The organism is Cellulosimicrobium sp. NPDC055967 (assembly GCF_042269845.1).
Taxonomy (GTDB): domain Bacteria; phylum Actinomycetota; class Actinomycetes; order Actinomycetales; family Cellulomonadaceae; genus Cellulosimicrobium.
Genome location: NZ_JBHJYJ010000023.1, coordinates 2425 through 25838, shown reverse-complemented (window position 1 = coordinate 25838; position 23414 = coordinate 2425). Strand labels below are relative to the sequence as shown.

Below are 23414 nucleotides of genomic sequence, written 5' to 3'. Positions count from 1 at the left end.
GGGGCCCCCCCCCGCCCCCCGGCGCCGCGCCGCCCCCCCGCCGGGCCCCCGGCCCCCCCCCGCCCCCCCCCCCCCGCCCCCCGCCCCCCCCCCCCCGCCCCGGCCGCCCCCACTTCTCGCATCTCGTCAGAGGCGGGGCGAGCCGCCGTCGCTGCGCTCGACGCGGTAGCCCTCGGAGCGCAGGTGCGCGACGAGCTCGTCGCAGTGCTCCGGGCCCTTGGTCTCGACCTGCATGCGCACCCAGGCCTCGCCGATCGCGAGGCCCACGTCGGTGCGGTCGTGGTCGATGTGCATGATGTTGCCGCGCGTGGTCGCGATGACCTCGAGCATCCGCGCGAGGGCGCCGGGGCGGTCGTCGAGCAGCACCTGGAGCTGGATGTACCGGCCGGCGGCGGCGAGGCCGTGCCGCACGACCCGCAGCAGCACGAGGGGGTCGATGTTCCCCCCGGACAGCACGACGACGACCGGGCCCTCGACCGGGTCCGCCGCACCCGCGTCGACCGCGGCCGTCCCCGAGAGGAGCGCCGCGACGCCGGTGGCCCCGGCGGGCTCGACGAGCAGCTTCGCGCGCTCGGCGACCATGAGCAGGGACCGGGAGATCTCCTCCTCGGTGACCGTGCGGACCTCGACGCCGTGCTGCGCCAGGATCCCGAACGGCACCGCGCCGGGCGTGCCGACCGCGATGCCGTCGGCCATCGTCGCGGCGAGCCGCGCCGTCGTCGGCGTCCCGGCCGCGAGCGAGCCCGGGTAGGCGGCGGCGCGCTCCGCCTGCGCGCCGATCACGCGCACGTGCGGTGCCGCCTGCGCGAACGCCGCGGCGAGCCCCGCGACGAGCCCCCCGCCACCGAGGGGCGCGACGACGGTCCGGACGTCCGGCACCTGCTCGAGGATCTCCAGCGCGATCGTCGCCTGGCCGGCCACGACGTCGGGGTGGTCGAACGGGTGGATGAACACGGCGCCCGTGCGGTCGGCCTCGGCGCGCGCGGCGGCGAGCGTCTCGTCCACGTCCGCCCCGACGAGCCGGACCTCGGCGCCGTACTGGCGCGTCGCCGCGACCTTGGGCAGCGCGGCGTCCACCGGCATGTACACGACGGCGCGGATGCCGAGCAGGCCGGCGGCGAACGCGACGCCCTGCGCGTGGTTGCCGGCGCTCGCCGCGACGACACCGCGGGCCTTCTCCTCGGCGCTCAGGCGTGCCATGCGCACGAAGGCGCCGCGCACCTTGAACGACCCGGCGCGCTGCAGGTTCTCGCACTTGAGCAGCACGCGGACGCCTGCGGCCTCGCTGATCGCGCGCGTCGTCTGGACCGAGGTGCGGTACGCGACGCCGTCGAGCAGGCGGGCGGCGTCGCGGACGTCGTCGAGCGTGACCGGTACCGGCCCGGAGGTCACCGCACCTCCCCGGGCGCGTCCTCCACGGGTCCGGCGTCCTGCGGTCCGACGACGGCGGAGTCCTCGCCGGCGCCCGCGCGGGTCCGACGGCGCGCGCCCACGTCCTCGAGGTCGGCCTCCGCGCGCGCGATGACCGGCGGTTGCGGGCTCCCCCGCACCACGACCCGGTCGTCGGTGCCGAGCTCGGGGAACTTGTCGTGCCCGTGCAGGTAGAGCACCACGGTGTTGAGGACCGCCGCGATCGGGACGGCGAACAGCGCGCCGACGATCCCCGCGGCGAAGCTGCCCGCCGCGACGACGAGCAGCACGGCGACGGGGTGCAGCGAGACCGCGTGGCCCATGAGGAACGGCTGGAGGATGTGTCCCTCGATCTGCTGCACGAGCAGCACGATGCCGAGCATGACCAGGGCCTGGACCCAGCCCTGCGCGACGAGCACGACGAGCACCGCGATGGACCCGGTGACGATGGCACCGACGATCGGGATGAACGACCCGACGAACACGAGGATGCCGAGCGGCAGCGCGAGGGACGGGACGAAGAACGCCGCGCCGATCCCGATGCCGACCGCGTCGACGGCCGCGACGAGGATCTGCGTGCGCGTGTACGCGGCGAGCGTCACGATGCCGCGGCGTCCGGCCTGGTGGACGTTGTCGCGCGCGCGCAGGGGCAGCAGCCCGACGACCCAGGACCAGATCGTGCGCCCGTCGAGCAGGAAGAAGAACGTGCAGAAGAGGGCGATGAGGGCGCCCGCGACCACGTGGCCGATCGTCGTGGCCGCGCCCAGCGCGCCGGAGACGATCGAGTCCTGGTTCTCCGAGACCGCGGTCCCGGCCTGGTCGAGCCAGTGCGAGATCGTCGTCGAGTCGAGCCCGAGCGGGCCGTCGGCGAGCCACTCGGTGAACTGCTCGAACCCCTCGACGGCCTGGTCGCGCAGGTCCTGGAAGCCGCTGACGATCTGCTGCCCCGCGATGGCCACGAGCCCCGCGACGACGACGATGAGCGTGATGAGCGCCGCTCCGGACGCGAGACCGCGCGACATCCGCAGGTGGCGCCGGAAGAAGCGCTGGACCGGCGTGAGCAGCACCGTGAGCAGGAGCGCGACCGCGATGGGGACGACGATCACCTTGAGCTGCGTGACGAGCCACAGGCCGGCCGCGATCGTCAGGCCGATGAGCAGCAGCCGCCACGACCAGGCGGCGGCCGAGCGCACCGAGTCGGGCACCGCCGCCGCGCCGGGGCGCCCCGGGGGAAGCGGGTCGGGGGTCCTGTGCTGGTCCGTCTGCGCGCTCACAGCGCCACCCTAGGTGAGCGCCCCTCCGCTCGCGGCGCTGAATACCCGCGACGCGCCCGGTGTGCGCAGGATCTCCCCACCGCGCCTGGTGTGCGCAGGATCTCCCGGCCCGCCGGGTCGGCCCGGGCCTACCCGAGCGCCTGGGTGAGGTCCGCGACGAGGTCCTCGACGTCCTCGATGCCCACGGAGAGGCGGACGAGGTCGTCGGGGACCTCGAGCGCCGTCCCGGCGACGGAGCCGTGGGTCATGCGGCCCGGGTGCTCGATGAGCGACTCGACGCCGCCCAGCGACTCCGCGAGCGTGAAGACCTGGGTCCGTGCGCACACGTCGAGCGCCTTCGCCTCGCTGCCCGCGCGGAACGACACCATGCCGCCGAACCCGCTCATCTGGCGCGCCGCGAGCTCGTGCCCGGGGTGCGACGCGAGGCCGGGGTAGATCACCTCGGTGACCGCGGGGTGGGCGGCGAGGAAGTCGGCGACGGCGGCGGCGTTCGCCTGGTGGCGGTCCATGCGCACCGCGAGCGTCTTGAGCCCGCGCAGCGTGAGCCATGCGTCGAACGGCCCGGCGACGGCGCCGGACGCGTTCTGGTGGAACCCGACCGCGCCGGCGACGTCCCTCCCGCCCGCGGGCGACGCGAGCCCGCCCGGCAGCTGCGCGCCCGTCGCGACGACGAGCGCTCCCCCGACGACGTCGCTGTGCCCGCCGACGTACTTCGTGGTCGAGTGCACGACGACGTCCGCCCCCAGCGCGAGCGGCTGCTGGAGGTAGGGGGTCGCGAAGGTGTTGTCGACGACGAGCAGCGCCCCGGCGTCGTGCGCGACGCCGGCGAGCGCCTGGATGTCGCTGACCCCGAGCAGGGGGTTGGTCGGCGTCTCGACCCACACGACGCGCGTCTCGGGGCGCACCGCGGCCCGGACCGCCTCGACGTCCGTGAGGTCGACGGGCGTGTGCTCCACGCCCCACGGCCCGAACACCCGGGCGATGAGCCGGTACGTGCCGCCGTACGCGTCGTCGGGCACGATCACGTGGTCGCCGGGGCGCACGACTGCGCGCAGCAGCGTGTCCTCCGCGGCCAGCCCGGACGCGAACGCGTACCCGCGCGCGGCGGGCGACCCGTCCGCCGTCGGGCCCAGGCCGCCGGACTCCGCGGCCGCGAGCGCCTCCTCGAGCGCGGTGCGCGTGGGGTTCGCGGAGCGCGAGTACTCGTAGCCGCCGCGCAGGCCCCCGACGCCGTCCTGCTTGTACGTCGAGACCTGGTGGATGGGCGGCACGACGGCGCCGGTCGTCGCGTCCGGGTCCTGGCCCGCGTGGATCGCACGCGTGGAGAAGCCGGTGGTGGTCCAGTCGGGGTGCTCGCTCGAGGTGGTCACCCGACCACCCTACGGCGCACCCCCGGCGCCGAGCAGGTGGTCCTGGTCCGTCCCGCTGCCCGGACGAGCCAGGACCGCCTGCTCGGCGTGCCGGGAGCGCCTGCTCGGGCGCGCGGTGGCGGTCGGCGGGGTCGCGGGTCACGGTGGGAGGCAGGGCGGCGCGGGCCGCCGGCGACGCGGAGGGAGCGCACGGATGCGGATCGACCTGGAGGGAAGGAGGGCGCTCGTCACCGGCTCGGCACAGGGCATCGGGCTCGCGATCGCGCGCGCCCTCGCGGAGTGCGGGGCGGCGGTCGTGGTCAACGGGCGCTCGGAGGAGACGTCGCAGCGGGCTGCCGACGACGTCCGCGAGCACGTGCCCGGTGCCGACGTGCTCGGCGTGGCCGCGGACCTCGCGACCGACGCGGGCGCGGCGGCGGTGCTCGACGCCGTGCCGCACGTCGACGTCCTGGTGAACAACCTCGGCATCTTCTCGAGCGAGGACCCGCTCGCGATCGACGACGCCACGTGGCGCCGCTACTTCGAGGTGAACGTCCTCGCGGGCGTGCGGCTCACGCGCGCCTACCTGCCGGGGATGATCGAGCGCGGGTGGGGCCGCGTGCAGTTCGTCGGCAGCGACTCGGCGGTCGTGATCCCGGCGGAGATGATCCACTACGGCGTGAGCAAGACGGCGCTGCTCGGCGTCTCGCGCGGGTTCGCCAAGGCGGCGGCGGGCACGGGCGTCACGGTCAACAGCGTGCTCGCCGGCCCCACGCACACGGGCGGGGTCGAGGCGTTCGCGCGCGAGCTCGTCGGCGACGACCTGCCCTGGGACGAGGCGCAGCGCGTGTTCATGCGCGAGCACCGCCCGCAGTCGCTGCTGCAGCGCCTCATCGAGCCGGAGGAGATCGCGCACCTGGTCGCCTATCTCGCGTCGCCGCTGGCGTCGGCGACGACGGGTGCGGCCGTGCGCGTCGACGGCGGGTACATCGACTCGATCGTCCCGTGAGAGGCTCGGGCGGTGCGCCCGTCCGGGCTCGTCGGGCTCCGGCGCCGACCCGGAACACCCGCCGCCCGTGCGGCGTTCTACCCCGTGCCAGGACGATGCGTCGTGGGCCAGCGCCCCGGTCGTCCGGGTACTTCAGGAGGTAAGCGATGAACTCGATCTTCGACGCGATCTTCGGCTCGTCCGGCAAGACGACGATGATCGCCCCCGAGGACGCGCTGCCCGGGCGCCAGTCGCCCGTGCTGCAGGCACCGCGTCCCCACACCGTGCTCGGCACGTCCATCACCGGCCCGTGGCCCGAGGGCACGCGCGTGCTGTACCTCGCGATGGGCTGCTTCTGGGGCGCCGAGGAGATCTTCTGGCAGGTCCCGGGGGTGGTGAGCACCGCCGTCGGGTACATGGGCGGCACGACGCCGAACCCCACCTACGAGGAGGCGTGCACCGCGCGCACGGGCCACACCGAGACGGCGCTCGTCGCGTACGACCCCACGAAGGTCTCCGAGGAGGAGCTCCTCAAGATCTTCTGGGAGCGTCACGACCCGACGCAGGGCTACCGCCAGGGCAACGACGTCGGCACGCAGTACCGCTCCGCCGTGTACTGGACGACGCCGGAGCAGGAGCAGGCGGTCCGCGACACCGCGGCGCGCTACTCCGCGGTGCTCGAGGCCAAGGGCTACGACCCGGTCACGACCGAGATGCGCCCCGCGGCCGAGGCCGGCCCGTTCTACTACGCCGAGGACTACCACCAGCAGTACTTGAGCCCCGCCAAGAACCCGAACGGCTACCGCTGCCACGCGACCACGGGCGTCCGGTTCCCGAGCGCCGCGTAGCGCCCGCCGAGAGGTGAGTCGTGGCCCCTGATCCCTCGTGGATCGGGGCCACTTCTCGCATCTCGCCCGAGGGTCCCTGGCGCCCGGTCCCGCCGGGGTGCGTGCCGCGCCCGGCCCGACGCAGGATAGGCCCATGACGATCCCCACCCTCCGCGCCCAGGACGGCACGACGATCCCCGCGATCGGGTTCGGCACCTACCGCCTCAACGGTGAGGAGGGGGCCGACTCGATCACCCGCGCGATCGACGCGGGCTACCGGTTGGTCGACTCGGCGTTCAGCTACGAGAACGAGGGCGCGGTCGGCGCGGCGGTCCGGCGTGCGGACGTCCCGCGCGACGACGTGATCGTCACGTCCAAGCTCCCCGGCCGCCACCAGGCCCACGACGACGCCGTCCGCACCGTCGAGGAGTCGCTGTTCCGCACCGGTCTCGACCGGATCGACCTGTACCTGATCCACTGGCCGAACCCGCGCGTCGGGCGGTACGTCGAGGCGTACGAGGCGCTCGTCGAGTGCCGCGAGCGCGGGCTGGTCCGTCACGTGGGCGTCTCGAACTTCCTGCCCGACCACCTCGACGCGGTGGTCGCGGCGACGGGCGTCACGCCGCTCGTGAACCAGGTCGAGCTGCACCCGTACTTCCCGCAGGCCGCGCAGCGAGCCGCCGACGCCGAGCGCGGGGTCCTCACCGAGGCGTGGAGCCCGATCGGCCGCGCGAGCGACCTGCTGCGCGACCCGGTCGTCACCGCGGTCGCCGCGGCCCACGGCGTCTCCCCCGTCCAGGCGATCCTGCGCTGGCACGTGCAGCTCGGCGTCGTGCCGCTGCCCAAGGCGTCGTCGCCCGACCGCCAGCGCGAGAACCTCGACGTGTTCTCCTTCGAGCTCACGACCCCGGAGATGAACGCGCTCACGGGCCTCGCCCGGCCCGACGGGCGCACGAACGACCAGGACCCGGCGGTGTACGAGGAGCTCTGACCTCCCCGGCGCGCGGCACGTGCCGCGCACCGCCGGTCGTGGCACCGTGTGCGGGTGACGTCCCCCGCCCTCGCCCCGGTACCCGACGCCGCCCGACCGCCCTGGGCGGTCGGCTCGCCGCTGCGGCTGCTCGCCGCGGTGCTCGTCTCCGGCTCCGCGGTGCTGCTGTTCGCGGTGCACGTGCGCCCGCTCGGGTACGTGCCGCTCGTGCTCGGCGTGGCGCTCGGGCTCGCCGTGGACCGCCGCCTCGGGCGCGACCTCGCGCTGGTCGGCACCGGCATGGCGATCATCTCGACGATCTCGCTCGAGGCCGACCTGTCGGACGCCGGGATGGTGCGATTCGCCGTCGTGCTGTCCCTCGCCGTGCTGGTCCCGTGGGCGCTCTCGCGGTTCGCGTTCCGCGAGCACGCGATCCGGTTCCCCGTCGCGACCGGGCGGCGCTGGACGCGGGGGCAGATCGTCTACCTCGTCGTGGTCGTCGCGGCCGGGTACCTGATCCTGCCGTTCTACTTCATCGGGTCGGGCGCGTACCTCAACTGGCCGGAGATCACGGGCGGGCAGGAGATCGCGCGGTTGTTCGTCGGCGTCAACGCGGTGGGGATCTGGGACGAGCTGTTCTTCGTGTGCGTCGTGTTCGCGCTGTACCGCGAGCACTTCGGCCTGTGGACGGCGAACGTGCTGCAGGCGGCGGTCTTCGTGTCGTTCCTGTGGGAGCTCGGGTACCGCGAGTGGGGCCCGCTCCTCACCGTCCCGTTCGCCCTGGTCCAGGGCTGGATCTTCTCGTGGAGCAAGTCGCTCACGTACGTCGTCGCGGTGCACCTGCTGTTCGACGTCGTGGTGTTCGCGGTGCTCGTGCACGCCCACCACCCGGAGCTGTTCGACGTCTTCGTCACCGCGCCGCGCTGACGGCGCCGCCCGTGGGCAGAGTCAGGACGGCCGCGCCAGCAGGACGCGGCGGACGCCGTCCACGCGGCACGCGGCGGTGACCGCGACCGTCGCCGGGCCGGCGAGGACCGTCACCGTCGCGACGACGACCGCCACTCCGACCGCCGCACCCGCGACGACGTCGTGCGGGAAGTGCACGCCCTGGGCGACCCGCGCGGACGCGACGGCGACGGCGAGCGCCACGGGCAGCACGACCCACAGCGCGACGTCGCGCAGCGGAGACCGGTAGGCGTGCCGCGCGGGCACCGCGCCCGGGACGCGCACGGCGGGCGCACCCGCGAGGACGACCGCCGTCGCGAGGGCGAACGCGATGGCGGTGTGGTTGCTGGGGAACGACCAGTCCCCCGCGGCCGGGCAGTGCGCGACCTCCACGAGCTCCCAGCACCCTCGCGGCTGGCGGACGAGCGACTTCACGGCCTCGCTCGCCGCGTAGGCGGCGACGGCGCCCGCCCCGGCGACGAGCGTCGTCGCGACGGCGGACGCCCCCGCACGGCGCGACCGCCACGCGACGACCGCGCACAGGCCGAGGAGGACGAGGACCCCGCCCTCCGCGACGAGCTCGGACCCCGGGAGATCGGCGGTCCGCGCCGTGATCGCGAGGTACAGCGCCTCGCTCGGCCCGCGCAGAAGCCGCGCGACCAGCACCACGAGCGCCGCCCCGACGAGCCACGACACCGCGACGAGCACCTGGCCCGCAGCCCGGGACGACGCGTCCGCGGGCGGCTCCGGCAACAGGCGCGGGGTCGCGCCGGGCACCGCGTCGAGCGGGGTGCCGAGGGACGCGGCGGGACGGTCGAGCAGGGTCGACGCACGGGACGAATCGGGCGGGGTCATCGCACGAGGGTAAGCCGGGTGAACGGCGGGTGAACATCCGCCCCACGGGGGATGTCCGCCGTCGTCCCTCCCCCCGAGGCCGGACACTCGCGCGACGACGCCGAGACGCGACCGCACGCGCGTGAGGCACGGTCACGAGCGGCCACGCGCGCGTGCGACGCGGTTCAGCTCGGCTCGGGGGCGTCGTCCGCGGGGACGTAGAACGCCGTCGTGGCGGCGACGCGCGCGGCGACCTCGTCCGCGCCCAGCCCGTCCGCGGCCGCGAGCGCCGCCCCCCACGCCTCGCTGCTCGCGGTGTTGAACACCCGTAGCTCGGGGCTCGCGAGGACCTCCTCGGGGTCGAGCGGCCCGGCGCCGTCGAGGTGCAGCGCGAGGCCCAGCAGCGCGCCGTCCCAGCCGACGCCGACGGCGCCCGGGCCGTACACGTCCCACATCTCCGGCGGCACGACGGCGGTGTGCTCGAGCGTGAGGGTCGTGCCCCCGTCGGGTGCGGGCGCGAGGCGGAGCTCGACGACGGAGGAGTCCTCCGGCGTCGGCGGGCCCATGACCCAGGTGAGCCGGAGGAGGGTCGGCGCGTCGCACGCGCGGATCTCGCCGCCCGCGTTGCCCTCGACCTGGTACGTGCCGCCGACGCGGAAGTCGCCCGTGACGGGCAGGAACCAGCGCGGGATGCGCTCGGGGTCGGTGACGGCGTCCCACACGTCCTCGACGTCGGCCGGGTAGGTCCGCTCGATCGTCAGGACGCGGGCCTCGCCCGCGGGGAGCGTCCCCGTCCCGACGGAGCGTCGTGCGGCCTCGAGCTCGGCGATGAAGTCCTTCATGCTGTCCTCCTGGTGGTGTCGGTCGGGCGTCCGGCGTCCTCGTCGGCATCCGCGGCGCGGCGCCGCTCGCGCGCACCGCGAGCGAGCTCGGTGCCGAGCGCGTCGAGCCGCTGCTCCCAGAACCGGCGCAGGCTCGCGGCCCAGTCCTCGACCTCGTCGAGCGCCGCGGGGTCGAGCGCGTAGAGCCGCCGGGTCCCCTCGGGCCGCACGGTGGCGAAGCCGCTCGTCCGCAGCACCCTGAGGTGCTGGGACACGGCCGGCTGGCTGATCCCGAACTCCTCGCCCACGAGCGCGGCGAGCTCCCCCGCCGGCTGCTCGCCCCGGGCGAGGTGCTCGAGGATCCGGCGCCGGACCGGGTCGCCGAGGACGTCGAACGCTTCCACGGGACCCATGTTTCACTCGTCGCTTATATAAGTCAAGGGTGATCCAGGCTCGCCCGTCGCAGCGTGCGAACGCGCTCCGGGCGTCCCGGTCACGTCGGCCCCGGGCCGGTCCTCACCGGCGCTTCCCGCCCCGCCCGCGGGAGTCCCGCCCCTTCTGGCCGCCGCCGCGGCCCTGCTTCCCCCCGCCGGGACGCCCGCGCGCCGACCCGCCGCGCGCTCCCCCGCGCGCCGACCCGCCGCGCCCGCCCTCACGACCGTCCTGCCCACCGGTCCCGCCGCGGCCCGCGCCGCGCGGCGCCTCGGGCTCCGCCGGGGCCGCCTCCGCGCGACGGCCGCGCGAGCTGTTGACCGTGCGACCCCGCACGATCCCGACCATCTCCTCGACCAGCTCGTCGTCCCGGTCCGCGACCCACGCGAGCGCGACCGGGGCGGTCGGCGCGTCGTCGAGGCGCCGGTACGTCACGTCCTTGCGGTGGTGCAGCCGCGCGAGCGACTGCGGCACGACCGCCACCCCCACGTTCGCCGCGACGAGCACGACGGCGTCGCCCGTCGTCGCCGGACGCTCGACGGCCGGCGTGCCCGGGGGCGTCGGGGCGTCGTCGGCGGCGCCGGGCTCGCCGGCCCAGGGCACGACGTCGTCGAGCGCTCGCAGCAGCACGTCGTCGGCGAGGTCGGCGAGGGCGACGGGCTCGTCGGGCTCGAGCGCGGCGAGCAGGTGGTCGCGCGAGACGAGCACGACCGGCGTCTCCTCGTAGAGCCGGATCGCGCTGAGCACGTCGCGGTCGACCGGCAGGCGGAGGATCGCGGCGTCCGCCTCGTCGTCGCGCAGCGCGCGCTCGGCGTCGCGCGCCTCGACGGCCACGAGGTCGAGCGGGACGTCCGCGAGGCGCTCGCGCCACGTGCGCACCCACTTCGCCGGCGTCGCGCCCGGCACGTACGCGAGCCGGAACCGCCGCGCCGCACCGCCGTCGTCGGGGGTCGCGCCGTTCGTCACCTCGGGGGCCGTGCCCGCGTCGTCGTCCACCCGACCAGCCTAGGCGCGCCGCCGGACGCGCTCCCGTCGGCGCCAGGACGCGGGCCGCCGATGCCCGACCGGCCGACTACCCTGGAGCCCATGACCCCCAAGCAGTCCGCGCAGACCATGAAGCCCGCCACCGCGGCGAAGAAGCTCGGGGTGTACCTGCCCGCCACGCCGCCGGAGTTCCAGGAGGGCACGATCACGCGGGCCCAGCTCGAGGAGCTCGAGAAGAACCCGCCGGAGTGGCTCGCCGACCTGCGCCGCAACGGCCCCCACCCGCGCCCCGTCGTCGCGGGACGGCTCGGCGTCTCCATCTCGGGCCTCACGCGCGGCGGCCTCACCGAGCCGCTGACGACGGAGGAGATCGACGCGCTGCGCCAGGACCCGCCCGCGTGGCTCGCGACCGAGCGCGAGGTGCAGAAGAAGGTCCGCGCCGAGGAGGAGCGGCTCGCCGCCGCCCGCGCCAAGAAGGGCTGAGCCCTCAGCCCTCCGGCGGCGCCTCGCCCCCGGCCCCTGACCGGGCGGCGGCCCGGTCGGTGTGCCCGAGCGCGAGGTCCGGCGCGACGGCGTCGCGCACGCGCCGCTTGAGGTCCGGGATCTCGGGGAACCCGCCGTCGGCCTTGCGGTCCCAGAGGAGCACGGGCCCGTCGCCGGCGTCGAGCGTGACGCGGAAGACGCCGTCCGTCCCCGGCACCAGGGCGACCTCGCCGAGCCGCGTGCGGAACGTCTGGAGCAGCTCCTGGGCGACCCACGCCGCGCGCAGGAGCCACCGGCACTGCGTGCAGTACTCCACCGCCACGCGTGCCGTCCCGCGCGGGACGACGGTCGGCACCTCGGCGGGGGCGGCTGCCTCGGGGCCCGTGGGCTCGGTGTCGTGCGACATGGCGCCCAGCCTACGGTCGGTGGTCGCGGCGCCGGGCCGGGCGGGCGCGCACGCCGGCCCCGCCTCGGCTCACGTCCCGCGCTCGGCCGGGACCCGTCCGCTCGCGACGGCGGCCTCGAGCGCGGCGTAATCCCCCTCCACGACGTCCGCGTACGCGCGCGACCAGCGCGCGATGGCCTGGTCGAAGGCGTCGGAGCGCCCGAGGTAGCCGTGGGCGACCCGCGCACCGGGCGACTGGCTGTGCGCCCGGGCGAGCACGCGCCCGCAGAGCTCGCCGTACCGCACGAACTGCGCCGGGGCGAGCCGGTCGAGCTCCACCGAACCCTTCATGTCGCGGAACTGCCGGAAGAAGAAGTCCACGCGCGGGCGGCCCGTGCGTTCCGGCGCCTCGATGGTGATCCAGCCCAGGAACGGGTCCGAGTGCGCCTGCAGGATGCGCTGGGACGTCACCACACGACGACCCTGCGCCGGGAGCGCCCCGGCCGCAACGAGGCCGGACGGCAGCGCGTCGGGCATCCCGCCGTACCGCGAGAGGACGGACGTCTCGGCCTCCTTCGCCTGCAGGACGAGCGCCTCGCCCTCGGGCCCCTCGAACAGCAGGATGTAGCAGCGGGTCCCGACGCTGCCGACCCCGACGACGCGCAGCACGAAGTCGACGAGCTCGAACTGGCCGAGCAGGAGCCGGACGTCCGCCCGCAGGGGCTCGCGGTACTGCCGGAAGAGCACCGTCAGCTCCTCGACCGACACGCGGTCGACGTGCTGGGTCACGGGCGGCTGGTCGACGATCCGCGGGCGGCCGTCGGTGCTGCGCGTCGTGATCTTCTGCACCACCTGCTCCGAGGTGCGCTTGCGCGCCTTCTTCACCGTGCGGCGCAGCTCCTCGCGCCCCTCCTTGCGCAGCAGGGGCTCGATCGCGTCCGTCTCGACCTGGAACGCGAACCGCTCGAGGGCGCTGCGCGCGAACAGGTCGGCGAGCGCCTCCCGGTACCCGCGCACCGCCTGCTGCGCGGCCTCGCCGCACTCGGCCTCGGACATCCCCTTGTCGCGGCCACCGACGTACATGCTCGCCGCGAGCCGCTTGACGTCCCACTCCCACGGGGCGTCGCTCGCCTCGTCGAAGTCGTTGAGGTCGAACACGAGCCGCCGCTCGGGCGACGCGAAGAGGCCGAAGTTGGAGACGTGGGCGTCGCCGCACGCGACGACGTGGGCGCCGGTGCGCGGTCCGTCGCGCAGGTCGTGCGCCATCGTGGCCGCCGTGCCGCGGTAGAACGCGAACGGCGACTCGAGCATGCGCCCGACGCGCAGCGGGACGAGCTCCTGGAGCCGGTCGCGGTTCTGCTCCTCGATGACGGCGACCGGGTCGCGCTCGGGGAGCAGCAGCGCCCCCTGCGTGCGGCGCGGCACCCGGTCGCGCAGGGCGCGCCCCGCCGCGCGGGACTCGGCCAGGGTTCGCGGGACGTCCACGGGTGCCTCCTCGCTGTCCGGGAACCGCACAGTAGCGCTCGCGGCGGCGCACGGCACGGCGACGCCGGGTGAGGTTCGGCGGAGCGACGGCGTGGGAGCGACCGGGACGGGGAACGGCGTGCCGTCGGGGAGACTGGACCGGTGACGACCTCCCCGCCCGACCTCGCCGCGCTGCTCGCGCGCCTGCGCACCGACGACGCCGGCCCGGCCCGCGAGGACGCCCCGGTCGCTGTGGACCCCGCGGACCGCCTGCTGCTCGACCTCCTGCGCGACGAGGCCGCGCCGTGGCTCGCGAGCGCCGGCCCGGGCGCCCTGGCGGTCGTCGACGACCGGTACGGGGCCCTCACGCTGGGCGCCGCGCTGCTCGCCGCCACGGCGTCGACCGAGGCGGGCCCGGCGTCCCGAGATGCGAGGGTGCGCGTCCACCAGGACGCGCGCACCGCGGAGGCGGCCCTCGACGCGAACGCGGCGGCGCTCGGCCTGGGCGACGCGTACGCGCGCCACGGCCTCGGGGCCGGGCTCCTCGCGGGGGCGCGCGTCGTGCTGCTGCGCCTGCCCCGCGGCCTCGCCGCGCTGCGCGACGTCGCGGAGCACGTCGCGCGCGAGGCCGACCCGGGCGTCGTGCTGCTGGCGGGCGGCCGCGTGAAGCACATGACCCGCGCGATGAACGACGTGCTCGCCGAGTCGTTCGCCGACGTGCGCCCGAGCCTCGCGCGCGGGAAGTCGCGCGTGCTCGTCGCGTCGTCGCCGCGCCCCGCGCGCGGCGGGCTCACCTATCCCGTGACGGCCGACCTGCCCGACGTCGGGCTGCGGGTCGTCGCGTTCGGGGCGGCCTTCGCAGGGGCGGGCCTCGACCTCGGCACGCGGTTCCTGCTCGAGCAGCTCGACGCGGCGGGCCCGGCCGGATCGCCGCCCGGCGGGTCGGGCGCGGGGCCGCGCGACGTCGTCGACCTCGGCTGCGGGACGGGGCTGCTCGCCACGTGGGCGGCCCGGCGGTGGCCGGACGCGCGGGTCGTCGCCGCTGACCGCTCCGACGCGGCGGTGCGGTCGGCGGCGCTCACGGCGCGGGAGAACGGGGTCGGCGGCCGCGTGCGCACGGTGCGCGACGACGCGGGCGCGACGCTGGCCGACGCGAGCGCCGACGTCGTGCTGCTCAACCCGCCGTTCCACGACGGGGCGGCCCTGCGCACCGACGCGGCGCACCGCATGTTCGCGACGGCGGGCCGCGTCCTGCGGCCGGGCGGCGAGCTGTGGTGCGTGTGGAACGCGCACCTGCGCTACCGGCCGGCGCTGGAGCGTGCGGTCGGCCCGACCACCCAGGTCGCGCGCGGCCCACGCTTCACCGTGACCCGCTCCACGCGCCGCTGAGTGCGGGGTGCTCGTCGTCGGGACGGCTCCGCGGCGACGAGCACCCCGCACTCAGCGGGGAGGTGTCACTGGACGTCGACGACGTCCACCACGAAGACGAGCGTGTCGGTGCCCGCGATGCCGGCCTGCGGCACGCCGCGCTGGCCGTAGCCGTGCTCCGGCGGGATCGAGAGCAGCACGCGCGAGCCGACGTTCTGGCCGACGAGGCCCTTGTCCCAGCCGCCGATCACGGCGCCGACGCCGATCGGGAACGCGATCGTGTCGCCGCGGTCGTACGAGTTGTCGAACACGTGCCCGCCCCACGTCTGGCCGAGGTAGTGCACGACGATGTTGCGCCCCGACGTGACGGCCGGGCCGTCGCCCTCGCTGAGCACGACGACCTGCAGGCCGCTGGGCGCGCCCGTCTCCGGGAAGGTGAGCGTCGGCTTCTCGCCGAAGGATCCGGATGCCGCGGGGAGGGTGGGCTGGTCGGTCACGAGGTTGCCTCTCGTCGGGTGCAGGAAGCCCGCGCGGGCGCGGGTCTCCCCACCTTACGCGGGGTCGCCCCAGCACGACCGGGGCGACCGTCGCACGCCCCTTGCCACCTCTGGCTAATGGCATTAGCCTCGTGGCTATGAACACGAGCCAGCAGTCCGTCGTGCACCGCCTCGCCCGGGCCGAGGGGCGCCTCGCCTACACCGACGAGGGCGCCGGGCCCCTCGTCGTCGCGTCGCCCGGCATGGGCGACCTGCGCGCGACCTACGACGACGTCGCCCCGCACCTCGTGGCCGCGGGCTACCGCGTGGTCGTCGTGGACCTGCGCGGCCACGGCGACAGCGACACCACGTTCTCGACCCACGGCGACGAGGCGACCGCGTCCGACTACGTCGCGCTCGTCGAGCACCTGGACGCCGGGCCCGCCGTGCTGCTCGGGAGCTCCATGGCGGCGTCGGCCGCCGTGGTCGCCGCGGCCGAGCGCCCCGACCTCGTGCGCGGCCTCGTCCTCCTCGACGGGTTCCTGCGCGAGCCGTCGTCGCCCGCGAAGCTCCGTGCGATGCGCGTGCTCTACCGCCTCGCGCTCGCGCGGCCCTGGGGCGCCGCGTTCTGGGCGTCGTTCTACGGGTCGCTGAACAGGGGCCGCACGCCCGCGCGCCTCGCCGACCACCAGGCCGCGATCCGGGCCAGCCTCGCCGAGCCGGGGCGCCTGCGCTCCTTCCGCGACCTGACCCTCCAGCTCGACCACCGGGTCGTCGAGCCGCGCGTCGCGCAGGTCCAGGCGCCCGCGCTCGCGATCTTCGGCGCGCTCGACCCCGACTATGCCGACCCTGCCGCCGAGGCCGCGTGGGCGCAGGAGTCGCTCGGCGCGACGACCCTCGTCCTCCCCGAGGTGGGCCACTACCCCCAGCTCCAGGCGCCCGAGGAGGTCGTGGCCGCGACGCTCGCGTTCCTCGCGGACCTGCCGGACGACGCCGCGCGCCCTGCCGGCGCGCGCCGCGAGGGGTCGGAGGGCACCCGTGGCTAGGGCGGGGCTCTCGCACGCGGCGGTCGTGGGGATCGCCGTCGACCTGGTCGACGCGGGCGGCCCGACCGGGTTCGCCGACCTCACGCTCGCGAAGGTCGCCGTGCAGGCGGGCGTCGCGACGCCGAGCCTCTACAAGCACGTCGGGTCGCTCGCGGCGCTGCAGCGCGAGGTCGCCGTGGTGTCGGTCGAGGACTACACGCGGGCGCTCACCGACGCGACGGTCGGGCTCGCCGGGCCCGACGCCCTCGCAGCCCTCGCGCACGCGACCCGGCGCTACGCCCGCGCGCACCCGGGCCGGTACGCCGCGGTCCAGGTGGCACCCGACCCCGACGACCCCGCCGACGCCGCGCTCACCGCGGCGGCGAGCCGCAGCGTCCAGGTCGTCGGCGCGGTGCTGCGCGGCTTCGCCCTCCCCGAGGACCGCACGATCGACGCGATCCGGTCCGTGCGCGCGAGCCTGCACGGATTCGTCGCGCTCGAGCTCGGTGGAGGCTTCCGGCTCCCGGACGACCTCGACCACAGCTTCGAGGTCCACGTGTCCGCCGTCCTCGCGGGACTGGCCGCGCTGGGTACGCCTCGGGGCGGCGAGGGGCTCCGCGGAGCCCCTCCCGCGTCTTGACGTCGCGGGCGCCACCCGCGACGATGCGCCGGTGATCGAGCTCTTCGCGCGCGACATCGACGTCCACTACGGGTTCGTCCACTTCCGGGAGGAGGACGGCGACTGGCCCGAGCTCAGCAGGGAGGGCCAGGAGAACGGCCTGCTCGAGCACGGGCCCACCGACGCCCTCGCGATGACGACCGGGCTCCACACCGGCGCGGTCCCCTTGCGCGTGGAGTGGCACCCGGTGGAGCCGCCGTTCGACGACGCCTGGCAGGACGTGGTCGAGGCGTCGGTCGAGCTCACCACCCCGCACCTGCTGATCGCGTCGTTCGACGACGGGGAGCCCGTGTCGGCACCGCACCTCGGGTGGCACCGCGCCCGCTACGTGGCGAGCGAGATGGACGCCGGCAGGGCCATGGACTGCCCGGTCGACGGCGAGTCCGCGCCCGACTCGTACCTCCTCCAGCTCTGGCCTGCGCCGCCTGGTCGGGACCGGGTCGTCAGGGTGACGAGCGAGGTGGCCGCCTACTGGCACGCGGTCGCCCGCGGCGAGCGCAGGTGACGGGCGCCGGCGCTCGACCGACGCCCGTCCCGCGGTCGCCGCTCACCGCGCGGCGACGAACCCCAGGAGGTCGTGCCGCGTGAGGACGCCGACCGGGTCGCCGTCCTCGACGACGAGCAGCGCGTCGGCGCCGTGCAGCGCGGCGCGCACCGCCTCGACGCCCTCGCCCGCGCCGATCAGCGGGAACCGGGGCTCCATGTGCTGGTCCACGCGGTCGGCGAGGGACGCGCGTCCGGAGAACACGGCGTCGAGCAGCTCGCGCTCGCTCACCGACCCTGCGACCTCGCCGCTCTTCACCGGCGGCTCGGCGCCCACGACGGGCATCTGGGAGACGCCGTACTCGCGCAGGATCTCGATGGCGTCGCGGACGGTCTCGCTCGGGTGCGTGTGGACGAGGTCGGGCAGGCGGCCGTCCTTGGCGCGCAGCACGTCGCCCGCGGTCACGCCCTCCTCGTCGGGCAAGAACCCGTACGACCGCATCCAGGCGTCGTTGAAGATCTTCGACAGGTAGCCGCGCCCGCTGTCGGGCAGGAGCACCACGATCACCGCCCGCGCCGCGGCCTCCGGGTCCTCCTCCTCGAGCCGGCGCGCGAGCCGCAGCGTCGCCTCGACCGCCATGCCGCACGACCCGCCGACGAGCAGCCCCTCCTCGCGCGCGAGGCGCCGCGTCATCGCGAACGAGTCGGCGTCCGTCACGGCGATGACCTCGTCGGGGACCGACGGGTCGTACGCGGCCGGCCAGAAGTCCTCGCCCACGCCCTCGACGAGGTACGGCCGACCGTCGCCGCCCGAGTACACCGAGCCCGCCGGGTCGGCGCCCACGACGCGCACGCGGCCGCCGTCGGCCTCCGCGCGGTCGGCGGAGACGTCCTTGAGGTAGCGGCCGGTACCCGTGATGGTGCCGCCGGTGCCGACGCCCGCGACGAAGTGGGTCACGCGGCCGTCGGTGTCCGCCCAGACCTCCGGGCCGGTGGACTCGTAGTGCGACGCCGGGCCGTTCGGGTTCGCGTACTGGTTCGGCTTCCACGCCCCCGGGATCTCGCGGACGAGGCGGTCGGAGACGGAGTAGTAGGAGTCCGGGTGGTCCGGCGCGACGGCGGTCGGCGTCACGACGACGCGCGCGCCGTACGCGCGCAGCACGTCCCGCTTGTCCTGACTCACCTTGTCGGGGCACACGAACACGCAGTCGTACCCCTTGCGCTGCGCGACGAGCGCGAGGCCGACGCCGGTGTTGCCGGACGTGGGCTCGACGATCGTGCCGCCGGGGGCCAGCTCGCCCGACGCCTCCGCGGCCTCGACCATCTTCAGCGCGATGCGGTCCTTCACCGAGCCGCCGGGGTTCCCGTACTCGACCTTGGCGAGGATCGTCGCGCTGAGGCCTTCGGTGACACGGGACAGCCGGACGAGCGGGGTACCGCCGACGAGCTCGGACACGTGCTCTGCGTATCTCATGCCCCGATCATCCCCGATCCGTGGGGCGCGCGTGCGTCGTGCGACCCCTCGCCGCCACGGCGGCGGGAATTTCCGTACGGTGTACAGCGTTGAGCCCTCCGACCGCCCCGACCGAGAGGTGACCTGTGCCCGAGACGACCACCGCCGCCCCGCACCCGACCGCGCCCGAGACGGGGCTCCCCGACCTGCCCGACGTCGTCGCCCAGGCCGAGCGCCTCGTCGCGCTCGGCGTCCACGAGATCGCCGGGCTGACGGCCGACGCGCTCCGCACCGCCGCGGCCGGCCTCGCCGCGACCGCGCCCGACGGCTCGCTGCTCGTCGTCGATCCGCGGCTCGCGCCGCCGTCGGCCCTCGCACCGCTGCTGCGGCTGCCGGCGCGCGACGGCGAGAAGGAGGGCTTCGTCGTCGTCGACATGACGGACGTCGACCGATTCGTGCCGATCGAGGGCGTCGAGGTCCCCGACGGCCCGCTCTACCTCGTGGCCGGCCCGGACCGCGGCGACGACCTGGCGAACTGGTCGCCGGACGAGGCGCTGCCCGAGCTCACGGCCCGCGGCCGCACGCCGATGCTGCTGCACGAGGGCATCCACTGGGCGCTCCAGGCCCCGAGCGTCCTCACGCGCAACCTCTGCTACATGACCATCGGGTCCCGCCTGCGCAAGCCCGACGGCCGCCTCGACGCCCGCACCCCGGCGCTGTGGATCTCGAACGGCACGGGTCGCGACGGGCGCGAGCGCCGCGGCGCCCCGAAGGTCGGCTGGTGCTGGGCCGGCAACCGCCACACCTGGCTCGGCTTCGCTTCGACGACGACCCGCCTCCCCGCCTGACGCAGCCCGCGCGTGTGGGCATGGAATGGGCCCGGTTCTCGGTCGAGAACCGGGCCCATTCCATGCCCACAACGATCCGGGCTCAGCCGAAGAAGCCCAGGAGGGCGACGAGGACCACGACGACGCCGAGCACGACGACGAGGAGCGGCCGGTCGGACGCCTCGCGCGCGGTGAGGCGACCCAGCCCGGCCCCGATCGCGGCGGTGACCCCGACGACGGCGGCCGCGCCCGCGACGAGCGCTCCCCCGCCGCTCGCGCCCGCGTCCGCGAGCTGCCGCGCGAGGCCGCCGGCGAGCATCGAGCCCCACAGGGCGCCCGCGACGAGGCCGAGCGCGGCGAACACCAGCGCGGCCCGGCGCTCGGACGCGTCGCGCGTGATCCGGGTGCCGAGCCACGCCACCGCGGCGCCCGCCGTCGGCACGCTGAGCAGGATGAGGAGGGCCACGAACGCGAGCCACGCGGGCGGCGCGCCGGAGACCACCATGTAGAGGACCTGGACGCCGAGCATCGCCGCCGCAGCGACGACAAGGCCGGCGAGAAAGACCGGCACCCGCGGCGGGAGGTCCGCCGCGGGTGCCGGTTCACGGGTGCTGCGCGCCACCGTCAGTCGCTGCTCTGCAGGATCGCGAAGAGGCGCAGGAACTCGAGGTACAGCCAGATCAGCGTGACCATGAGGCCGAACGCCGCCGACCACGCGAACTTCGCGGGCACGCCCGCCTCGACGCCGCGCTTGATCGAGTCGAAGTCGACGATGAGCGACGCGGCGGCGAGGCCGACCGCGACGAGGCCGATGATGATGCCCCACGTGCCACCACGCATGCCCCAGCCGTCGAGGACGCCGAACAGCACGAGCACGACGTTGACGAGCGAGAACGCGAGGTACCCGACCATCGCGATGAGCAGCCAGCGCGTGAACTTGGGCGTGACGCGGACCTTCCCGGACTTGAACAGGAAGAGCGCCGCGGCGAACGTCGCGACGGTCGCGAGGACCGCCTGGAAGACGATGTCCGTCACGCTGCCGCCGTTGCCGACGGTCATCGAGCCGAACGCCAGGCTGATGCCACCGAGGAACAGGCCCTGGGCGACGGTGTAGGCGACGATGAGCGCCGGGCTCGGGTTGCGCCGGAACGCGTTGACCAGACCGAGCACGAGGCCGGCGATCGCACCGATCAGGTACAGGAACGGCATCTGCGGCGTGAGGTACCACGACGCCGCCCCGACGACCACGAGGAGGGCGAGCAGGCCGCCCGTCTTCATGATGACGTCGTCGTAGGTCAGGCGCTTGGTGTCCGCCGTGGTCGCCGACGGCGCGTTGTACATCGCGTCGAGCGACGCGGCGTCGGCGGTCTGGGCGCCGTACGCGCCCCACTGCGCGCCCTGCTGCGCGGGCGGCGTGCCGTACGCGGGGCCCTGCCCCTGCGGCGGCGGGGTCCCGTAGGCGGGTCCGGCCTGCGTGGCCGCCCCACCGCGCCGGTTCTTCGGCTCGCCGAAGACCGCGCTGTTGTTGAAGACGGGGTTGCTCATGAGCTCCTCCTGGTCGCGGCGTCCACTACCTCTCAGCGGGCCTCGTCATCGGCGTCTCGCCTCGAGTCGGGTGTCGCTGGCCTGTGTTCATCCTAGGGAACGTGCGAGCCGAGGCCACTGTTCCCGCCGGTTTTTCGCCTCTCGGGGGCGAAGTCCCGACCAGCGGACCACCCGACGACGCGCCGCGTACGCCGCGCGGTGTACGGCGCCCGGCCCATGCCCCGGGCAAGATACGTCGCACGGGGGCTGTCCGACGTCGTGCACGTCCCTAGGCTCGAGACGTACCTCGCGGAGAGGGCCCCGGCCAGACCGGCGCGACCCCGCCCGCGAGCACCAGAACCATCCCGGACGAACGACCCTCGGAGGGGCGAAGTCATGATCGAAGCACGCGGCCTGACCAAGCGGTACGGGCCCAAGACCGCGGTGGACGGCATCTCGTTCACCGTGCGTCCCGGGACCGTCACCGGCTTCCTCGGCCCCAACGGCGCCGGCAAGTCCACGACCATGCGCATGATCATGGGTCTGGACCGCCCGACCGCGGGGACCGTCACCGTCAACGGGCGCCCGTACGCGCAGCACCGCTCCCCCCTCACCGAGGTGGGCGCGCTGCTCGACGCGAAGGCCGTCCACACCGGGCGCACCGCCTACAACCACCTCCTCGCGATGGCCACGACGCACGGCATCCCGACCAAGCGCGTGGACGAGGTCATCGACATGACCGGCCTGCAGTCGGTCGCGAAGAAGCGCGTCGGCGGCTTCTCGCTCGGCATGGGCCAGCGCCTCGGCATCGCCTCCGCGCTGCTCGGCGACCCCAGGACGCTCATCCTCGACGAGCCGGTCAACGGCCTCGACCCCGAGGGCGTCCTGTGGGTGCGCAACCTCGCCCGGTACCTCGCGTCGGAGGGCCGCACGGTCTTCCTGTCGAGCCACCTCATGAGCGAGGTCGCCCTCACGGCCGACCACATCATCGTCATCGGCAAGGGCCGCATCATCGCGGACGCCCCGGTGAGCGACATCGTCAACGGCACCCAGCAGCGCACCGTCCGCGTCCGCACGCCGCACGCGACGCAGCTCGCCGAGATCCTCACGAGCGACGGCGCGACCGTCACGAGCGACGAGCCGAGCCTGCTCGTGGTCACCGGCGCGGACGCGCCCGGGATCGGCGAGCTCGCCGCCGCGAAGGGCTTCGTCCTGCACGAGCTCACGCCCGTCACCTCGACGCTCGAGGACGCCTACATGGCCCTCACGGCCGACTCCGTCGAGTACCAGACCGAGTCCGCGCAGATCCACATCGGCCACGGTGCGACGGGTGCCCCTGCCGACGCCCCGGCCACCACCGACTCCCTCGAAGGAGCGCAGCGATGAGCGCCACGACCCTCGCCCCGGGCGCGACCAGCCCGACGGCGTCCCGCACGTCCCCGTACCGCCTCACGTTCGGCCACGTGCTGCGCGCGGAGTGGATCAAGTTCCGCTCGCTGCGCTCCACGTGGTGGACGCTCGGCATCACCGTCGCCGTGATGGTGGGCTTCTCGCTCATGTTCGCCGCCGTCGTGTCGTCGATGGACTCGGCGGGCGTCTCGGCCGAGGAGGCCGGGATGGGGGCTGCGGACGGCGTCGGCGTCATGGTCATCACGGTCGGCTACTCGTTCGCGCAGCTCGCCGTCGCGGTGCTCGGCGCGCTCACCGTCACGGGTGAGTACTCCACCGGCATGATCCGCTCGACGCTCTCCGCCGTCCCGCGCCGCACGCCCGCGCTCGCCGCGAAGATGATCGTCGTCGGGGTCGTCACCGCGGTCACGACCGCCGTCGCGGTCGGCCTGTCCTACCTCGTGACGTACCCCATCCTGTCCGGCAAGGACATGACGGTCGACTTCTCGTCCGCCGACGACCAGCGCGCCCTGATCGGCGTCGTGCTGTACCTCACGGCCGTCGCGCTGTTCTCCGTCGCTGTCGGTGTCCTGCTCCGCAGCTCGGCCGGCGCGATCTTCACGCTCGTCGCGGTGTTCTTCGTCCTCTCCATGGTCCTGGGCATCGTCCAGGGCGTCACGGGAGCCGACTGGGTCCAGACGGTCATGAACTCGCTGCCCGCGTCCGCGGGCGAGCAGGTCGTGCTCGGCGGCGGCATGTCGTCCCCCGACGCGATCGACCCGTGGCCCGGCTACGCCGTGCTCGTGGGGTGGACCGCGGCGCTCACCGTCGCCGCGGCGGTCGTGCTCAAGCGCCGGGACGCGTGACCACCCGGCCCACCACCCCGCCCACGGCCGCCCCGCGCGCCGGGCCGCGGGCGCCCGCCCCGGGGCGGGGCGTTGCGCCCCCCGCGCCCCCCCCGCCCGCGCGCCCCTCGCCCGCCCCGCCGAGCACCTCGGCGTCCCACGCCGCGCCGCCCGTGGTG

25 protein-coding genes are annotated in these 23414 nt (G+C 75.3%); 12 read left to right on the top strand and 13 right to left on the bottom strand.

The window, feature by feature from the left end; genetic code table 11:
- Positions 1-126: 126 nt before the first annotated feature.
- The 3 genes from ilvA to ACFC2L_RS19385 form a co-directional block, all read right to left on the bottom strand.
- On the bottom strand, positions 127-1392 hold the full coding sequence (gene ilvA / locus ACFC2L_RS19395; RefSeq protein WP_375825982.1) for a threonine ammonia-lyase: 1266 nt from the start codon (positions 1390-1392) through the stop codon (positions 127-129).
- Positions 1389-2684: an AI-2E family transporter gene (locus tag ACFC2L_RS19390; RefSeq protein ID WP_375825981.1), complete on the bottom strand. Its 1296-nt coding sequence runs from the start codon at positions 2682-2684 to the stop codon at positions 1389-1391. The genes ilvA and ACFC2L_RS19390 overlap by 4 nt, the downstream gene beginning before the upstream one ends.
- A 128-nt stretch (positions 2685-2812) precedes the next feature.
- Complete coding sequence (locus tag ACFC2L_RS19385) at positions 2813-4054, bottom strand: cystathionine gamma-synthase (protein ID WP_375825980.1); 1242 nt, start codon at positions 4052-4054, stop codon at positions 2813-2815.
- Between the two features lie 193 nt (positions 4055-4247).
- On the opposite strand from ACFC2L_RS19385, the gene ACFC2L_RS19380 reads away from it, so the two are divergent.
- From ACFC2L_RS19380 to ACFC2L_RS19365, 4 genes are all read left to right on the top strand, one after another.
- Positions 4248-5042, top strand: coding sequence for an SDR family NAD(P)-dependent oxidoreductase (locus ACFC2L_RS19380; protein WP_375825979.1), 795 nt, complete (start codon positions 4248-4250; stop codon positions 5040-5042).
- Between the two features lie 146 nt (positions 5043-5188).
- Positions 5189-5869 carry a peptide-methionine (S)-S-oxide reductase MsrA gene (gene msrA / locus ACFC2L_RS19375; RefSeq protein ID WP_375825978.1) on the top strand — a complete coding sequence of 227 codons (681 nt, stop codon included), beginning with the start codon at positions 5189-5191 and terminating at the stop codon, positions 5867-5869.
- Positions 5870-6002: 133 nt separating this feature from the next.
- On the top strand, positions 6003-6839 hold the full coding sequence (locus tag ACFC2L_RS19370) for an aldo/keto reductase (RefSeq protein WP_375825977.1): 837 nt from the start codon (positions 6003-6005) through the stop codon (positions 6837-6839).
- 54 nt (positions 6840-6893) lie between these two features.
- Positions 6894-7745, top strand: coding sequence for a type II CAAX prenyl endopeptidase Rce1 family protein (locus ACFC2L_RS19365; protein ID WP_375825976.1), 852 nt, complete (start codon positions 6894-6896; stop codon positions 7743-7745).
- 21 nt (positions 7746-7766) lie between these two features.
- Here the strand turns inward: ACFC2L_RS19365 and ACFC2L_RS19360 are convergent, their stop codons facing one another.
- The 4 genes from ACFC2L_RS19360 to ACFC2L_RS19345 form a co-directional block, all read right to left on the bottom strand.
- Positions 7767-8618: a phosphatase PAP2 family protein gene (locus ACFC2L_RS19360; protein WP_375825975.1), complete on the bottom strand. Its 852-nt coding sequence runs from the start codon at positions 8616-8618 to the stop codon at positions 7767-7769.
- Positions 8619-8782: 164 nt separating this feature from the next.
- Positions 8783-9439 carry an SRPBCC family protein gene (locus ACFC2L_RS19355; RefSeq protein ID WP_375825974.1) on the bottom strand — a complete coding sequence of 219 codons (657 nt, stop codon included), beginning with the start codon at positions 9437-9439 and terminating at the stop codon, positions 8783-8785.
- Entirely contained in the window at positions 9436-9822 is a 387-nt protein-coding gene (locus ACFC2L_RS19350; protein WP_375825993.1) for an ArsR/SmtB family transcription factor, read from the bottom strand. The genes ACFC2L_RS19355 and ACFC2L_RS19350 overlap by 4 nt, the downstream gene beginning before the upstream one ends.
- 112 nt (positions 9823-9934) lie before the next feature.
- Positions 9935-10846 (bottom strand): LysR substrate-binding domain-containing protein, encoded by a 912-nt coding sequence (locus tag ACFC2L_RS19345; protein WP_375825973.1) that lies wholly within the window; start codon positions 10844-10846, stop codon positions 9935-9937.
- A 90-nt stretch (positions 10847-10936) separates the two neighbouring features.
- On the opposite strand from ACFC2L_RS19345, the gene ACFC2L_RS19340 reads away from it, so the two are divergent.
- Positions 10937-11317 (top strand): DUF5997 family protein, encoded by a 381-nt coding sequence (locus ACFC2L_RS19340; protein WP_047232055.1) that lies wholly within the window; start codon positions 10937-10939, stop codon positions 11315-11317.
- A 4-nt stretch (positions 11318-11321) separates the two neighbouring features.
- On the opposite strand, the gene ACFC2L_RS19335 is transcribed toward ACFC2L_RS19340, so the two are convergent.
- The gene (locus tag ACFC2L_RS19335; protein ID WP_375825972.1) at positions 11322-11723 is read right to left on the bottom strand and encodes a SelT/SelW/SelH family protein; all 402 of its coding nucleotides are present in this window, start codon (positions 11721-11723) and stop codon (positions 11322-11324) included.
- A 69-nt stretch (positions 11724-11792) separates the two neighbouring features.
- Positions 11793-13187 (bottom strand): DUF2252 domain-containing protein, encoded by a 1395-nt coding sequence (locus ACFC2L_RS19330; protein WP_375825971.1) that lies wholly within the window; start codon positions 13185-13187, stop codon positions 11793-11795.
- A gap of 141 nt (positions 13188-13328) precedes the next feature.
- On the opposite strand from ACFC2L_RS19330, the gene ACFC2L_RS19325 reads away from it, so the two are divergent.
- Positions 13329-14555 (top strand): class I SAM-dependent methyltransferase, encoded by a 1227-nt coding sequence (locus tag ACFC2L_RS19325; RefSeq protein ID WP_375825970.1) that lies wholly within the window; start codon positions 13329-13331, stop codon positions 14553-14555.
- Positions 14556-14620: 65 nt separating this feature from the next.
- Here ACFC2L_RS19325 and ACFC2L_RS19320 read toward each other — a convergent pair whose 3' ends face one another.
- Entirely contained in the window at positions 14621-15031 is a 411-nt protein-coding gene (locus ACFC2L_RS19320) for an FKBP-type peptidyl-prolyl cis-trans isomerase (protein WP_375825969.1), read from the bottom strand.
- Between the two features lie 137 nt (positions 15032-15168).
- Here ACFC2L_RS19320 and ACFC2L_RS19315 point away from each other — a divergent pair, with 137 nt between their 5' ends.
- From ACFC2L_RS19315 to ACFC2L_RS19305, 3 genes are read left to right on the top strand one after another with little or no spacing between them, the layout of a single operon-like run.
- The gene (locus ACFC2L_RS19315; RefSeq protein WP_375825968.1) at positions 15169-16056 is read left to right on the top strand and encodes an alpha/beta fold hydrolase; all 888 of its coding nucleotides are present in this window, start codon (positions 15169-15171) and stop codon (positions 16054-16056) included.
- Positions 16049-16675, top strand: a complete 627-nt coding sequence (locus tag ACFC2L_RS19310; protein ID WP_375825967.1) for a TetR-like C-terminal domain-containing protein — start codon at positions 16049-16051, stop codon at positions 16673-16675. Before ACFC2L_RS19315 ends, ACFC2L_RS19310 begins: the two co-directional genes overlap by 8 nt.
- Positions 16676-16706: 31 nt before the next feature.
- Positions 16707-17219: a hypothetical protein gene (locus ACFC2L_RS19305; RefSeq protein ID WP_375825966.1), complete on the top strand. Its 513-nt coding sequence runs from the start codon at positions 16707-16709 to the stop codon at positions 17217-17219.
- A gap of 42 nt (positions 17220-17261) precedes the next feature.
- Here the strand turns inward: ACFC2L_RS19305 and ACFC2L_RS19300 are convergent, their stop codons facing one another.
- Positions 17262-18671, bottom strand: coding sequence for a cystathionine beta-synthase (locus ACFC2L_RS19300; RefSeq protein ID WP_375825965.1), 1410 nt, complete (start codon positions 18669-18671; stop codon positions 17262-17264).
- 125 nt (positions 18672-18796) lie between these two features.
- On the opposite strand from ACFC2L_RS19300, the gene ACFC2L_RS19295 reads away from it, so the two are divergent.
- On the top strand, positions 18797-19498 hold the full coding sequence (locus ACFC2L_RS19295) for a DUF5701 family protein (protein ID WP_375825964.1): 702 nt from the start codon (positions 18797-18799) through the stop codon (positions 19496-19498).
- Positions 19499-19580: 82 nt separating this feature from the next.
- Here the strand turns inward: ACFC2L_RS19295 and ACFC2L_RS19290 are convergent, their stop codons facing one another.
- Both ACFC2L_RS19290 and ACFC2L_RS19285 read right to left on the bottom strand, forming a co-directional pair.
- Entirely contained in the window at positions 19581-20099 is a 519-nt protein-coding gene (locus ACFC2L_RS19290) for a hypothetical protein (RefSeq protein WP_375825963.1), read from the bottom strand.
- A gap of 2 nt (positions 20100-20101) precedes the next feature.
- Positions 20102-21022, bottom strand: a complete 921-nt coding sequence (locus ACFC2L_RS19285) for a Bax inhibitor-1/YccA family protein (RefSeq protein WP_375825962.1) — start codon at positions 21020-21022, stop codon at positions 20102-20104.
- Positions 21023-21397: 375 nt separating this feature from the next.
- On the opposite strand from ACFC2L_RS19285, the gene ACFC2L_RS19280 reads away from it, so the two are divergent.
- Together ACFC2L_RS19280 and ACFC2L_RS19275 are read left to right on the top strand one after the other, a co-directional pair.
- Positions 21398-22387, top strand: a complete 990-nt coding sequence (locus tag ACFC2L_RS19280) for an ABC transporter ATP-binding protein (RefSeq protein WP_375825961.1) — start codon at positions 21398-21400, stop codon at positions 22385-22387.
- On the top strand, positions 22384-23256 hold the full coding sequence (locus tag ACFC2L_RS19275) for an ABC transporter permease subunit (protein ID WP_375825960.1): 873 nt from the start codon (positions 22384-22386) through the stop codon (positions 23254-23256). Before ACFC2L_RS19280 ends, ACFC2L_RS19275 begins: the two co-directional genes overlap by 4 nt.
- Positions 23257-23414 lie beyond the last annotated feature (158 nt).

Bases quoted from the DNA above. Each gene is read 5' to 3' on its own strand.
- ACFC2L_RS19315 (WP_375825968.1), top strand. From the start codon at position 15,169: ATGAACACGAGCCAGCAGTCCGTCGTGCACCGCCTCGCCCGGGCCGAG.
- ACFC2L_RS19355 (WP_375825974.1), bottom strand. From the start codon at position 9,439: ATGAAGGACTTCATCGCCGAGCTCGAGGCCGCACGACGCTCCGTCGGG.
- ACFC2L_RS19300 (WP_375825965.1), bottom strand. From the start codon at position 18,671: ATGAGATACGCAGAGCACGTGTCCGAGCTCGTCGGCGGTACCCCGCTC.
- ACFC2L_RS19275 (WP_375825960.1), top strand. From the start codon at position 22,384: ATGAGCGCCACGACCCTCGCCCCGGGCGCGACCAGCCCGACGGCGTCC.
- ACFC2L_RS19360 (WP_375825975.1), bottom strand. From the start codon at position 8,618: ATGACCCCGCCCGATTCGTCCCGTGCGTCGACCCTGCTCGACCGTCCC.
- ACFC2L_RS19370 (WP_375825977.1), top strand. From the start codon at position 6,003: ATGACGATCCCCACCCTCCGCGCCCAGGACGGCACGACGATCCCCGCG.
- ACFC2L_RS19285 (WP_375825962.1), bottom strand. From the start codon at position 21,022: ATGAGCAACCCCGTCTTCAACAACAGCGCGGTCTTCGGCGAGCCGAAG.
- ACFC2L_RS19280 (WP_375825961.1), top strand. From the start codon at position 21,398: ATGATCGAAGCACGCGGCCTGACCAAGCGGTACGGGCCCAAGACCGCG.
- ACFC2L_RS19380 (WP_375825979.1), top strand. From the start codon at position 4,248: ATGCGGATCGACCTGGAGGGAAGGAGGGCGCTCGTCACCGGCTCGGCA.
- ACFC2L_RS19340 (WP_047232055.1), top strand. From the start codon at position 10,937: ATGACCCCCAAGCAGTCCGCGCAGACCATGAAGCCCGCCACCGCGGCG.
- msrA (WP_375825978.1), top strand. From the start codon at position 5,189: ATGAACTCGATCTTCGACGCGATCTTCGGCTCGTCCGGCAAGACGACG.
- ACFC2L_RS19335 (WP_375825972.1), bottom strand. From the start codon at position 11,723: ATGTCGCACGACACCGAGCCCACGGGCCCCGAGGCAGCCGCCCCCGCC.